The organism is Bacillus sp. 491mf (genome assembly GCF_900112415.1).
Lineage (GTDB): Bacteria > Bacillota > Bacilli > Bacillales > Bacillaceae_G > Bacillus_A.
Window position 1 is genome coordinate 305,626 of sequence record NZ_FOLV01000001.1, and the last position, 13,899, is coordinate 319,524.

The 13,899-nt window shown below is 38.0% G+C and carries 10 protein-coding genes and 1 pseudogene; all 11 read left to right on the forward strand.

What is annotated here, in order from left to right; all coding sequences use genetic code 11:
• Nucleotides 1–64: 64 nt before the first annotated feature.
• Nucleotides 65–844: a GTP-sensing pleiotropic transcriptional regulator CodY gene (gene codY, locus BM211_RS01610; protein WP_020059163.1), complete on the forward strand. Its 780-nt coding sequence runs from the start codon at nucleotides 65–67 to the stop codon at nucleotides 842–844.
• Nucleotides 845–1,456: 612 nt separating this feature from the next.
• Entirely contained in the window at nucleotides 1,457–2,158 is a 702-nt protein-coding gene (rpsB, locus tag BM211_RS01615; RefSeq protein ID WP_090912758.1) for a 30S ribosomal protein S2, read from the forward strand.
• Between the two features lie 80 nt (nucleotides 2,159–2,238).
• A complete protein-coding gene (gene tsf, locus BM211_RS01620; RefSeq protein ID WP_035428979.1) occupies nucleotides 2,239–3,126 on the forward strand; it encodes a translation elongation factor Ts in 888 nt (295 codons plus the stop codon).
• A gap of 65 nt (nucleotides 3,127–3,191) precedes the next feature.
• Entirely contained in the window at nucleotides 3,192–3,914 is a 723-nt protein-coding gene (gene pyrH / locus BM211_RS01625) for a UMP kinase (RefSeq protein ID WP_035428978.1), read from the forward strand.
• 1 nt (nucleotide 3,915) lies between these two features.
• Nucleotides 3,916–4,473: a ribosome recycling factor gene (gene frr, locus BM211_RS01630; protein ID WP_035428976.1), complete on the forward strand. Its 558-nt coding sequence runs from the start codon at nucleotides 3,916–3,918 to the stop codon at nucleotides 4,471–4,473.
• An 85-nt stretch (nucleotides 4,474–4,558) separates the two neighbouring features.
• Complete coding sequence (locus tag BM211_RS01635; protein ID WP_035428975.1) at nucleotides 4,559–5,335, forward strand: isoprenyl transferase; 777 nt, start codon at nucleotides 4,559–4,561, stop codon at nucleotides 5,333–5,335.
• A 17-nt stretch (nucleotides 5,336–5,352) separates the two neighbouring features.
• On the forward strand, nucleotides 5,353–6,141 hold the full coding sequence (locus BM211_RS01640) for a phosphatidate cytidylyltransferase (protein WP_035428974.1): 789 nt from the start codon (nucleotides 5,353–5,355) through the stop codon (nucleotides 6,139–6,141).
• A gap of 23 nt (nucleotides 6,142–6,164) precedes the next feature.
• Nucleotides 6,165–7,307 (forward strand): 1-deoxy-D-xylulose-5-phosphate reductoisomerase, encoded by a 1,143-nt coding sequence (gene dxr, locus BM211_RS01645; RefSeq protein WP_090994700.1) that lies wholly within the window; start codon nucleotides 6,165–6,167, stop codon nucleotides 7,305–7,307.
• Nucleotides 7,308–7,325: 18 nt separating this feature from the next.
• A complete protein-coding gene (rseP, locus tag BM211_RS01650; RefSeq protein WP_035428971.1) occupies nucleotides 7,326–8,582 on the forward strand; it encodes an RIP metalloprotease RseP in 1,257 nt (418 codons plus the stop codon).
• Nucleotides 8,583–8,597: 15 nt separating this feature from the next.
• Complete coding sequence (locus BM211_RS01655) at nucleotides 8,598–10,295, forward strand: proline--tRNA ligase (RefSeq protein WP_035428968.1); 1,698 nt, start codon at nucleotides 8,598–8,600, stop codon at nucleotides 10,293–10,295.
• A gap of 82 nt (nucleotides 10,296–10,377) precedes the next feature.
• Nucleotides 10,378–13,275 (forward strand): annotated as a pseudogene (locus BM211_RS01660) (PolC-type DNA polymerase III); the annotation flags it as partial.
• Between the last annotated feature and the right edge of the window lie 624 nt (nucleotides 13,276–13,899).

A 13,899-nucleotide genomic window follows, 5' to 3' on the forward strand; every position in this document is an offset into this window, starting at 1 on the left:
GTGACTCGCCTTAGCTTCCAAGTGATTAAAACTATGTGAATAATGTGTAGGAGGAAATTTAGAAATGGAATTATTAGCAAAAACGAGAAAGTTAAATGCGTTATTACAAAGCGCAGCAGGAAAACCAGTAAACTTTAGAGAAATGGCTGACACGATGTGTGAAGTGATTGAAGCGAACGTGTTTATTGTAAGTCGTCGTGGAAAATTATTAGGGTATGCAATTCACCAACAAATCGAAAACGAGCGCATGAAGCAAATGCTTGCTGAGCGTCAGTTCCCAGAAGAATATACAAAGAACTTATTTAATGTAACTGAAACATCTCCAAACTTAGAAGTAAACAGTGAGTATACAGCGTTCCCTGTAGAAAACAGAGAGTTATTTGGTCAAGGTTTAACAACTATCGTACCAATCGTTGGTGGTGGTGAGCGTTTAGGTACATTAGTATTAGCGCGACTTGGTCAAGAATTTTTAGACGATGATTTAATTCTTGCTGAATATAGTTCTACTGTAGTAGGTATGGAAATTCTACGTGAAAAAGCGGAAGAAATTGAAGAAGAAGCACGTAGTAAAGCAGTTGTACAAATGGCGATTAGCTCATTATCATACAGTGAACTTGAAGCAATTGAGCATATTTTCGAAGAGTTAAATGGAACAGAAGGTTTACTTGTTGCAAGTAAAATTGCTGATCGTGTAGGTATTACACGTTCTGTAATTGTAAATGCACTTCGTAAGTTAGAAAGTGCGGGTGTAATTGAATCTCGTTCTTTAGGTATGAAAGGAACATACATCAAAGTACTAAATGACAAGTTTTTACATGAACTTGCGAAACTAAAAACAAACTAATTTTTATAAATGAAGAACTCTTCTGGATGTTGCAGAAGGGTTCTTTTTGTTATTAACAGAAAAGAAGAATTTGCTATTGCAAGTTTCACTGTATTATTAAGACAGCTTAAAAATAATGGGAATTGGTAATACTGTATATAAGTTCAAAAAACATAAAACCTCTTTCTTTTTAGGAGAGGACGAGAGCATTTTATCGTGTATAGAAGCGGTCGAGGCTATTCCCTGCCCATGCGAGATTTAAAACAAAGGGAGCAAGAGAGTACAGGGTATAATGTATCCCGCATAGCAACGACTTATAAAGAAAAGCGAAGCCTACTATTTAGACATGATGGCCTAGGAGGCAGAGCTAGACAAAGATGTCGGAAAATTAAAACGGATTTATAGATAAAGAGTGCGTATATCATTCAGCAATAAAATAGGAAAATGAAAAAGAAAGTTTGACAATGTGTGTATTTTCGACTTGATTGTGATATTTTGTTGTGATATAGTTGTCAGTGGTGTCAGTACAAAGTACACACGTTCATTGATTTAAGTGTTGGTGCTACGCTTGTAGTTTCGCTTAAAGATGAAGTGAACGGAGGATATCAAAAACCATTTAGGAGGAACAAAATTATGTCAGTAATTTCTATGAAGCAATTGCTTGAAGCTGGTGTTCACTTCGGACATCAAACTCGTCGTTGGAACCCAAAAATGAAACGTTACATTTTCACAGAGCGTAACGGTATCTACATCATCGACTTACAAAAAACTGTGAAAAAAGTTGAAGAAGCATTCAACGTAATGAGAGACATCGCTGCTAACGGCGGTAACGTATTATTCGTAGGTACAAAAAAACAAGCACAAGATGCTATTAAAGAAGAAGCAACTCGCGCTGGTATGTACTTCGTTAACCAACGTTGGTTAGGTGGTACGTTAACAAACTTCCAAACAATTCAAAAGCGTATTAAACGCCTTAAAGACATCGAAAGAATGCAAGAAGATGGCACTTTCGAAGTACTTCCTAAGAAAGAAGTTGTACAACTTAAGAAAGAATTAGAGCGTCTTGAAAAATTCTTAGGCGGCATTAAAGATATGAAAGGTCTTCCAGATGCATTATTCGTAGTAGACCCTCGTAAAGAGCGTATCGCTGTTGCTGAAGCACGCAAATTAAACATTCCAATCATCGGTATTGTTGATACAAACTGTGATCCAGATGAAATTGATCATGTAATCCCAGCAAACGATGATGCTATTCGTGCTGTAAAACTTCTTACATCTAAAATGGCAGACGCAATCCTTGAAGCAAAACAAGGTGAAGAAACTGTTACTGCGTAACAAATTTAGAAAGGTGATAAGGGGTTAGGCCTTTTATCACCTTTTTTAAGGTATATACATATTTTAGGAGGATGAAAAGCATGGCAATTACTGCACAAATGGTAAAAGAACTTCGCGAAAAAACTGGCGCAGGTATGATGGACTGCAAAAAAGCGTTAACTGAAACTAACGGTGACATGGAGAAAGCAATTGACTTCCTACGTGAGAAAGGTATTGCGAAAGCTGCGAAAAAAGCAGACCGCATTGCTGCTGAAGGTTTAACTTACATCGAAGCAAACGGTAACGACGCTGTAATCTTAGAATTAAACTCTGAAACTGATTTCGTTGCGAAAAACGAAGGTTTCCAAGCATTAATTAAAGAATTAGCTGCTCACTTATTAGCTAACAAACCTGCTAACGTTGAAGAAGCTATGGCTCAAACAATTTCAAACGGCAAAACAGTAGAAGAGCACATCAACGAAGCAATCGCTAAAATTGGTGAAAAACTTACACTTCGTCGTTTCGAAATCGTATCAAAAACTGATGCAGATGCATTCGGTGCTTACCTACACATGGGTGGACGCATTGGTGTATTAGCAGTTCTTGAAGGTTCTACAGATGAAGCAGCTGCTAAAGATGTAGCAATGCACATCGCAGCAGTTAACCCTAAATACATCGACCGCGATGCTGTAACAGCTGAAGAAGTTGAGCATGAGCGTCAAGTATTAACACAACAAGCTTTAAACGAAGGCAAGCCAGAAAAAATCGTTGCGAAAATGGTTGAAGGTCGCCTTGGCAAATTCTTCGAAGAGATTTGCTTACTTGACCAAGCATTCGTTAAAAACCCTGATATGAAAGTTCGTCAGTTCGTTGAGTCTAAAGGCGGAACATTAAAAGGATTCGTTCGCTACGCTGTTGGTGAAGGAATTGAAAAACGCGAAGACAACTTTGCTGAAGAAGTAATGAACCAAGTAAAAGGTAACAACTAATAAAGATTGGGGAACACATTGTGTTCCCTTTTTTAAAATAAAGATGCAAGTACTGGAGGTTCATTATGAGTAAGCCAAAATATGATCGTGTTGTATTAAAGCTAAGCGGGGAAGCTTTAGCTGGAGATAAAGGGTTTGGGATTAACCCATCTGTTATTAAATCTGTTGCACAGCAAGTAAAAGAAATTGCTGAGCTTGATGTAGAAGTTGCAGTCGTTGTTGGTGGCGGTAACATTTGGCGTGGAAAAATCGGAAGTGAGATGGGAATGGACCGTGCAACAGCCGACTACATGGGCATGTTAGCAACTGTAATGAATTCTTTAGCTCTTCAAGATAGCTTGGAGAATTTAGGAGTCCAAACACGTGTGCAAACTTCTATTGAAATGCGCCAAGTAGCAGAGCCTTACATTCGTCGTAAAGCAAATCGTCACTTAGAGAAGAAGCGTGTTGTAATTTTTGCAGCAGGTACGGGTAACCCTTACTTCTCTACTGATACAACAGCGGCATTACGCGCAGCTGAGATTGAGGCTGATGTTATTTTAATGGCAAAAAATAATGTAGATGGCGTATATAGTGCAGATCCAACTGTTGATGAAACAGCGACAAAATATGAGACACTTACATATTTAGATGTCTTAAAAGAAGGTTTAGGTGTAATGGATTCTACAGCTTCTTCTTTATGTATGGACAATGATATTCCACTAATTGTATTCTCAATTATGGAAGAAGGAAATATTAAGCGTGCCGTTCTCGGCGAAAATATTGGAACAATTGTAAGGGGGAAATAAAATGGCACAACAAGTAATGAATAATGCAAAAGAAAAAATGGAAAAAGCAGTTGCGGCATATTCTCGTGAACTTTCAACAGTTCGTGCAGGTCGTGCGAGTGCTGCTGTATTAGATAAAGTACAAGTAGATTACTACGGTGCACCAACACCAGTTGTACAATTAGCAAATATCACAGTGCCAGAAGCACGTTTGCTAGTTATTCAACCGTATGATAAGACATCTATCGGTGATATTGAGAAGGCGATTTTAAAAGCTGATTTAGGATTGAACCCTTCAAATGATGGTACTGTTATTCGTATCGCATTTCCAGCGTTAACAGAAGAACGTCGTCGTGAACTTGTTAAAGTTGTAAAGAAATATTCTGAAGATGCAAAAGTAGCTGTTCGTAACGTTCGTCGCGATGCAAATGATGATTTAAAGAAACTTGAGAAAAACGGCGATATTACAGAAGATGACTTAAGAGGATATACAGAAGATATCCAAAAAGAAACAGATAAGTATATCGTAAAAGTTGACGAAGTTACAAAAAACAAAGAAAAAGAAATTATGGAAGTGTAATCGCGAAACTTTCGCAAATATGACCCTCTTCTTAAGGGGGTCTTTTTACACTTTTAGGCATATGTCTGCTCGTTGGAGGGTTTGAATGATGTTTAGAAAACTTCCCTTTTTTAAAGGCAATAAGATTGCGTCGTTTGATCATCTCGTAGAAGAGGCAAAAAAAGGAGAAATCCCAGCACATATTGCAATCATTATGGATGGTAATGGAAGATGGGCGAAAAGAAGAGCGATGCCACGTATTGCAGGGCATCATGAAGGCATGCAAGTCGTAAAGAAAATTACGAAGTTTGCCAGTAAGCTCGGTGTCAAAGTGTTGACTCTTTATGCCTTCTCTACAGAGAACTGGAAAAGACCAAAAGTAGAAGTAGATTATTTAATGAAACTTCCTGAAGAGTTTCTAGGTACATTTTTACCAGAGCTTGTTGAAGAAAATGTACAAGTACGTGTGATAGGACAAAAAGATCGCCTTCCAACTCATACGCGAAGAGCAATGGATAAGGCAATTGAAGATACAAAAGAAAACACGGGGTTAATTTTAAATTTTGCGTTAAACTATGGAAGTCGTGATGAAATTGTATCTGCTGTGCAAAATATGGTGAAGGATAGTAAGGAAGGGAAACTTTGTTCTGAAGATATAACAGAAGAAATGATTTCTTCATATTTAATGACGAGAACATTGCCTGATCCTGATTTACTAATCCGAACAAGCGGTGAGCTTCGAATAAGTAATTTCATGTTATGGCAAATTGCTTATACAGAGTTTTGTTTTACCGATGTATTGTGGCCGGATTTTACAGAAGAACATTTATTACAGTCGATCACTGACTTCCAAAATAGAGGTCGCAGATTTGGAGGCGTGTAGAAAGAGAGGGTTTGGTAGTGAAACAGAGAATAATTACTGGAGTGATTGCTGCCGCGCTATTCATCCCCATCGTATTTTACGGTGGCGTGCCTTTTACAATTTTAGTGTATGCATTAGCTTCTGTTGGATTATATGAATTAATTAGAATGAATAAACTAACGATTATTTCTGTACCAACAATTTTAGCAGCGATATTGTTATGGATTAGTTTAGTTCCAAGTAATGCATTGGACGTATTTGAAACAATAGGTTTATCAAAAGGAGAAATTACATTTGTAATTGTCTTATTACTTTTATCATATACGGTCCTCTCTAAGAATACATTTACTTTTGACAATGCTGCATTTTTATTAATGGCCACAACGTATGTTGCAATGGGTTTCCTTTATTTAAATGAAACGCGTATTGCAGGAATCCAGTACGTATTTTATGCGTTATTTGTAATTTGGGCAACGGATTCTGGCGCTTATTTTATTGGAAAAGCTATCGGAAAACGAAAGCTTTGGCCGGAGATTAGTCCAAATAAAACAATAGAGGGTTCTATCGGCGGTATTTTATGTGGAATTGTTGTTGCGCTTGTGTATAATGTATTTTTACCGGTTCATTCCAATATCGGTGTTCTTATTGCAGTTACAATTGCAATAGCGGTATTTGGCCAAATTGGAGACCTAGTAGAGTCAGCATTTAAACGTCATTACGGTGTGAAAGATTCAGGTACGATTTTGCCAGGACATGGTGGTATTCTAGATCGTACTGATAGTTGGCTATTTGTGTTACCGCTATTACATTTCTTACATTTCATTTAATGAATGAACGAGGAGTAGAAGTAATGAAAACCATTAGTTTATTAGGTGCAAGCGGATCAATTGGAACGCAAACATTAGATGTATTGCGTACGCACCAAGACCAATTCCGTCTCGTTGCTTTTTCTGTTGGTAGAAATATTGAATTTGCTCAGCAGGTGATTCAAGAATTTTCTCCTGAGATTGTTTCTGTACAACATAAAGAAGATGCCGGGAGGTTACAGGCGGTTTGTGGAAATACGAAAATTGTATATGGAGAGGAAGGACTGCTTGCGGTTGCACTTCATCCAGATGCAAAAATAGTTGTAAACGCCGTTGTTGGGAGTGTAGGATTATTACCGACATTGCGAGCAATTGAAGCGAAAAAAACGATAGCAATTGCAAATAAAGAAACATTAGTAACAGCAGGACATTTAGTTATGGAAGCTGCAAAGAAACATAATGTATCTCTGCTTCCTGTAGATAGTGAACACTCTGCTATTTTTCAATGTTTGAATGGGGAAAATGAGAAGCACATTTCCAGATTAATTTTAACGGCATCAGGTGGAAGTTTCCGAGATAAAACGAGGGATGAGCTGAAAAATGTAACAGTGGAAGATGCACTTTGTCATCCAAACTGGTCTATGGGTTCGAAAATTACTATTGATTCTGCTACAATGATGAATAAGGGATTAGAGGTTATTGAAGCGCATTGGCTTTTTAATATCCCTTATGAGCAAATCGATGTTGTATTACATAAAGAAAGTATCATTCACTCTATGGTTGAGTTTGAAGATCGAAGTGTAATGGCGCAGCTTGGTACACCAGATATGCGTGTTCCAATTCAATATGCCCTTACTTACCCTGATCGTTTGTCACTTCCAAACGCTAAACAGCTGAATTTATGGGAAATTGGGACATTACATTTTCAAACAATGGATATGGAACGTTTCCGCTGTCTTAAGTTTGCATATGAAGCTGGAAAAATGGGAGGAAGTATGCCAACTGTGATGAATGCAGCTAATGAAGCTGCTGTAGAAGCTTTTCTGCAAAAGAAAATTAGCTTCTTAACAGTAGAAGATCTCATTGAAAAAGCAATGCACCATCACAATGTCATTGCGCGTCCAAGCTTAGAAGAAATTCAGGAAATTGATGCTGCCACAAGACGGTTTGTGATGGAACAAATTTAGCAAAGGTGGTTATGAGAATTGAATACAGCGATTGCCTTTATTTTAATTTTCGGTGCACTTGTATTTTTCCATGAACTTGGACATTTGTACTTTGCCAAACGTGCTGGCATTTTGTGTCGTGAATTTGCCATCGGTTTTGGTCCAAAATTGTACTCGTTTGAAAAAAATGAAACAGTTTATACAATTCGTTTACTTCCGCTTGGCGGATATGTCCGAATGGCTGGAGAGGATCCAGAAACAGTTGAACTAAAACCTGGGACTAAGGTAGGTCTTGTTCTAAACAAAAACGATGAGGTTACGAAAATCGTTTTGGATAAACGTGAAAAATATCCAAATGTTCGTGTCATTGAAGTAGAACAAGCTGACTTGGAACATAAGCTGATTATATCTGGATATGAAGAATATGAAGAAGAGTTACAAACATTTCGAGTACATGAGAAAGCTCATTGTGTTTCAGCGGGAGAGGAGACCCAAATTGCGCCGTTTAACCGCCAATTCGGTTCAAAAACACTAGGACAACGAACGCTTGCCATTTTTGCTGGTCCTGCTATGAACTTTGTGCTTGCTTTTGTTATCTTTGTAATTATTGGTTTTGTACAGGGGATTCCAGTAGATAAACCGATGATTGGAAAAATTGTATCTGGCAGCGTGGCAGAGAAGGCAGGCTTGCATGAAGATGATATCATTACGTCGATTAATAAAAAGCCGACAAATAGTTGGAAAGATATCACAAGTATTGTCCGTGAAAATCCAGGAAAAGAAATTACGATGGATGTAACACGTGATAGTAAAAAAGTAGCAATTCAAGTTACACCTGCTGCTGAAAAAGAAGGCGACGTTACAGTCGGTAGACTTGGTGTGCAATCGCCTGTTGAAAAATCAGTCTTAGGTTCTATTAAATTAGGCTTTGAAGAAACATACAGATGGACAAAGCTTATATTTGTCTCACTTATTCAGCTCGTTACAGGTCATTTTTCTATAAACGATTTATCTGGTCCAGTAGGAATTTATAATTTAACAGACCAAGTTGTAGAATATGGTACGATTCGCGTCATGAGCTTAGCGGCTGTTTTAAGTATAAATCTTGGTTTATTTAACTTATTACCAGTTCCTGCACTTGATGGAGGACGTCTTTTCTTCTTCTTAATTGAAGCGCTTCGTGGGAAGCCGATTGACCGTCAAAAAGAAGGTATGGTTCACTTTATTGGTTTTGCTTTATTAATGTTACTGATGTTAGTTGTAACATGGAATGATATACGGAAGTTTTTCTTATAAAAGAGGTGCTATTGAATGAAACAAAGTATAATATTTAGTCCTACCCTGCGTGAAGTGCCAGCTGATGCGGAAATTAAAAGTCATCAGCTTCTATTGCGCGCAGGGTTTATGCGTCAAAATGCTTCAGGCATATATAGTTTTTTACCGCTTGGTCTGAAAGTGTTGCATAAAGTAGAGCGTATTGTTCGTGAAGAAATGGAGAAAGCTGGTGCTGTAGAATTGTTAATGCCAGCTCTTCAAGCAGCTGAATTATGGCAAGAATCTGGACGCTGGTATTCATATGGTCCAGAATTAATGCGTATGAATGATCGTAACAATCGTGAGTTTGCTTTAGGAGCAACGCATGAAGAGGTAATTACTGATCTTGTACGTGACGAAATTAAGTCCTATAAGAAATTACCTTTAACGCTTTATCAAATTCAAACAAAATTCCGTGATGAGCAAAGACCTCGCTTTGGTTTGTTACGCGGAAGAGAATTTTTAATGAAGGATGCATATTCTTTCCACGCAACGCAAGAGAGTTTAGATGAAGTGTATAACCGTTTGTTCCAAGCGTACTCTAATATTTTCACACGTTGCGGCTTAAATTTCCGTGCTGTTATCGCTGATTCTGGAGCAATGGGCGGAAAAGACACACATGAATTTATGGTATTATCAGATGTAGGAGAAGATACAATTGCATATTCTAATACATCTGACTATGCTGCAAATATTGAGATGGCACCTGTTCTTGCTTCTTATGAAAAGAGTGATGAAGTAGAAAAAGCGCTTGAAAAAGTAGCTACGCCAGATCAAAAATCAATTGAAGAAGTGAGTACGTTCTTAAATATTGAAGCGACAAATTGTATTAAGTCTATGGTCTTTAAAGTAGACGAGAAGTTTATTGTTGCTCTCGTTCGCGGAGATCATGAAGTAAATGATGTTAAGGTGAAAAACTTATACGGTGCTTCAGTTGTTGAACTTGCAAGTCATGAAGAAGTAAAACAATTGTTAAACTGTGAAGTGGGTTCATTAGGTCCAATCGGCACAGCGGAAGTAGAAATCATTGCTGATCATGCAGTGCAAGCTGTCGTAAATGGATGCTGTGGAGCAAATGAAGAAGGTTTCCATTACGTGAATGTAAATCCAGAACGTGACTTTAAAGTAAGTCAATATACAGATTTACGTTTTATCCAAGAAGGAGACCTTTCTCCAGACGGCGAGGGAACAATTCGTTTTGCTCGTGGTATTGAAGTAGGACATGTATTTAAGCTTGGCACTCGCTATAGTGAATCAATGAATGCAACGTTCTTAGATGAAAACGGTAAAACACAGCCGATTATTATGGGCTGCTACGGAATTGGAGTATCTCGTACAGTTGCGGCTATTGCTGAGCAATTTAATGATGAGAATGGTTTAGTATGGCCAAAAGCAGTTGCTCCATTCCATGTACACGTAATTCCAGTAAATATGAAATCTGATGCACAGCGTGAAGTGGGCGAAAAAATCTACAATTCATTACAAGAACAAGGATATGAAGTGTTATTAGATGACCGCGCAGAGCGTGCTGGTGTAAAATTTGCTGATGCAGATTTATTCGGTCTTCCAGTTCGAGTTACAGTTGGTAAAAAAGCTGATGAAGGTATTGTTGAAGTAAAAGTACGTGCAACAAATGAATCTGCAGAAGTAAAAGTCGAAGAACTTCACACATACATTGCAAATATTTTAAAATAAGAAGAGGTACCTCCAGGTGAGGTACCTTCTCTTTCTTTGTGGAACGTTTCAATTTATAATAGCAGGTGGAAGGAGGTTGCTTATGTCATTAACAAACGAACAACAAGAGCGATTTCAAATTTTGCTCCAACAGTTAAAAATGCCTGAAGACCTTATCAATCAATATTTACAAGGTGGTGGCATTCAAAGGTTAGTTGTTGATAAAGCAAATAAGAGTTGGCATTTTGATTTACAAGTACCACGTATTTTACCAACAGAATTATATGAATTGCTTGAAACACAACTTAAGCAGTCATTTTCTCATATTGCAAAAACGTCATTTTCACTAGAAACAGAGAATAAGCAATTTACGGAAGAAGAGGTTAAGGCGTATTGGCCGCTCTGTACAGAGCGAATTACTTTCTCGCCTATGTTTGCGTATTTAAAAAAGCAACTTCCGCATGTAAACGGAGTGAAGTTGTTACTTGATGTGAATAATGATTTAGAATCTACTGCGCTAAAGAAAAATCTTGCGAAGTCAGTCGGAGACCAATATGAAATTTTTGGATTTCCTCGTTTTCAGCTAGAAACAAATATAAAACAAAATGAAGAGGAAGTTCAAAAGTTTCGTGAACAAACACAGCAAGAGGATCGCCAGCGTGTTATACAAGCCATGGAAGAAATGGCCAAGAAACAAGCGGAAGAAAGTGATATTGTACACGAGGGGCCGATTGTACTCGGTTATCTTATTAAGCCTGATGAAGAAATTACGCCACTTCGTGAAATTCAAGATGAAGAACGAAGAAAAACGGTACAAGGTTATCTATTTGATGTTGAAACGAAAGAACTACGAAGCGGACGTACGTTATTGACATTAAAGATAACGGATTACACCGATTCCATTATGATTAAAATGTTTTCACGCGATAAAGAAGATATTCCACTCTTACAATCATTGAAAAAGGGAATGTGGGTGAAAGCACGCGGATCCGTTCAAAATGATACGTTTGTTAGAGATTTAGTCATGATAGCAAACGATATTAATGAAATAACAGGACCATCTCGTAAAGATAAAGCGCCTGAAGGAGAAAAAAGGGTAGAGCTTCATATGCATACACCGATGAGCCAAATGGATGCTGTAACTTCTGTATCTACACTTGTGAGTCAAGCGGCAAAATGGGGACATGAAGCGGTAGCAGTGACAGATCATGCTGTTGCACAGGCTTTTCCTGAAGCGTATTCTGCTGGAAAAAAAGCAGGAATTAAAGTGATTTTTGGGGTAGAAGCAAACCTTGTTAATGACGGTGTGCCAATTGCTTATAATGAGGAACATCGATTACTTGCAGACGAAACATATGTTGTATTTGACGTTGAGACAACTGGATTATCAGCTGTATATGATACCGTTATTGAGCTTGCTGCAGTAAAAGTAAAAGGTGGAGAAATTATCGATCGTTTTGAATCGTTTGCAAATCCACATCAGCCATTATCAGCAACAATCATTGAATTAACAGGTATTACAGATGATATGCTAACGGATGCCCCAGAGGTAGAAGAAGTATTTAAAAAGTTTGAACATTGGATGGGTGATCATACACTTGTCGCTCATAATGCAAGCTTTGATATGGGGTTTTTAAATGTTGGATTTAAGAAAAGTGGTTTAGAAAAAACGAAAAATCCAGTTATCGACACGTTAGAGTTGGCTCGTTTCTTATTTCCAGAGATGAAAAACCATCGTTTAAATACGTTATGTAAAAAGCTTGATATCGAATTAACACAGCATCACCGTGCGATTTATGATACAGAAGCAACGGGTTATCTGCTTGTGAAGATGCTGAAAAATGTAATTGAAAAGGGCTTCGAATATCACGATCAGTTAAATGACAGTATGGGACAAGGAGATGCGTTTAAACGTGGACGTCCTAGTCATGTGACACTTCTTGCAACGTCAGATGAAGGATTGAAAAATTTATATAAACTTGTTTCTTACGCGCATCTTCAATATTTTTATCGTGTCCCACGTATTCCGCGTTCTTTATTAAAGAAGTATCGCGAAGGTATTTTAGTCGGTACGGCTTGTGATAAAGGTGAAGTATTTGAAGCGATGATGCAAAAAGCACCAGAAGAAGTGGAGGAAATTGCTCAGTTTTATGATTACATTGAGGTAATGCCTCCAGAAGTGTTACGACATTTGGTAGAGCTTGAGCTTGTTCGTGATGAAGGTCAATTAAAAACAATTATTTCTAACTTAGTAAAGTTAGGTGAAACGTTAGATAAGCCTGTTGTTGGAACTGGAAATGTTCATTATTTAAATCCAGAAGATGCAATGTACAGAAAAATTTTAGTGAGTTCGCAAGGCGGAGCGAATCCATTAAATCGTCATTCATTGCCGCCTGTGTATTTCCGAACAACAGATGAAATGTTAGAATGCTTCTCCTTCTTAGGTGAAGAGAAGGCAAAAGAAATTGTTGTAACAAATACACAAAAAGTCACATCGATGATTGGGGACGTAAAGCCTGTAAAAGATGATCTTTACACGCCAAAAATTGAAGGTGCAGATGATGAAACGCGGGATATGAGTTACGTAATGGCTCGAAGTATTTACGGAGATGAACTTCCAGAAATTGTAGAAGCCCGCTTGGAAAAAGAATTGAAAAGTATTATTGGACATGGATTTGCTGTTATTTACTTGATTTCTCATAAACTTGTAAAGAAATCACTTATCGATGGCTACCTTGTTGGTTCACGTGGTTCAGTTGGTTCATCATTTGTAGCGACAATGATGGAAATTACAGAGGTAAACCCTTTACCGCCGCATTATGTTTGTCCAAATTGTAAGCAATCGCAGTTCTTTAATGATGGATCGGTCGGTTCTGGATTTGATTTACCTGATAAAGATTGTCCAAGCTGTGGAACTGCATATAAAAAAGACGGTCATGATATTCCGTTCGAAACGTTCCTTGGTTTTAAAGGAGATAAAGTTCCGGATATTGATTTGAGTGCGACACGTTCTTAACTGAAAAGGTTAAGCACTAGCATCTACTAGTAGAACTGCTATTCCGAAGTGTGGAATGATGGAGTAACGTCCTGAAACATACTCACTGAAGCTACGGCAAGCGATAGCGATATTGCAAACATCAACATCGTTTGAAGCCCGTTAAAGTAGGCTGAAGTTCACCCTAACGTAAAGACGAGGAAAGGAAGGTAGAAACCTTCTGTGAATGATAGGTCTGGTGTCTATAAAATTCCTATGGTTAGAATCAGTAGAATCACTGGGACGAACCCTCGACTGACTTTTCGTGAATGTCACGTAGTAGAAATGTTACGGGGTCCAAATAGGACTTCCAAGTGTGGATGAGTAAGCGTTTGGTTATGAAAATCCATACTGTGTTACAGGCACAGTCAAGCTTGGCGGAATTTAGGGGGAACCTAAGGGAATTATGTACAGATAGGAATAGTGGAACGTGTGAAGCTTTCGACATAAGAGAAGGTTGTACTTCGATGACGATGGTATGTGGAAAGGCAGATGCTATAACACATTTTACGAGAGTGGCAGTAGTGCCGTAGTACCGCTTAATGAAATGCTGAAGATGACTGAATAACCAATAAGTCGGAGGGGAAAAAC

What these genes read in the sequence shown, in the direction of transcription:
- codY (WP_020059163.1), top strand. Translation starts at nt 65, where the DNA reads ATGGAATTATTAGCAAAAACGAGAAAGTTAAATGCGTTATTACAAAGC.
- BM211_RS01635 (WP_035428975.1), top strand. Translation starts at nt 4,559, where the DNA reads ATGATGTTTAGAAAACTTCCCTTTTTTAAAGGCAATAAGATTGCGTCG.
- BM211_RS01655 (WP_035428968.1), top strand. Translation starts at nt 8,598, where the DNA reads ATGAAACAAAGTATAATATTTAGTCCTACCCTGCGTGAAGTGCCAGCT.
- frr (WP_035428976.1), top strand. Translation starts at nt 3,916, where the DNA reads ATGGCACAACAAGTAATGAATAATGCAAAAGAAAAAATGGAAAAAGCA.
- dxr (WP_090994700.1), top strand. Translation starts at nt 6,165, where the DNA reads ATGAAAACCATTAGTTTATTAGGTGCAAGCGGATCAATTGGAACGCAA.
- pyrH (WP_035428978.1), top strand. Translation starts at nt 3,192, where the DNA reads ATGAGTAAGCCAAAATATGATCGTGTTGTATTAAAGCTAAGCGGGGAA.
- tsf (WP_035428979.1), top strand. Translation starts at nt 2,239, where the DNA reads ATGGCAATTACTGCACAAATGGTAAAAGAACTTCGCGAAAAAACTGGC.
- rpsB (WP_090912758.1), top strand. Translation starts at nt 1,457, where the DNA reads ATGTCAGTAATTTCTATGAAGCAATTGCTTGAAGCTGGTGTTCACTTC.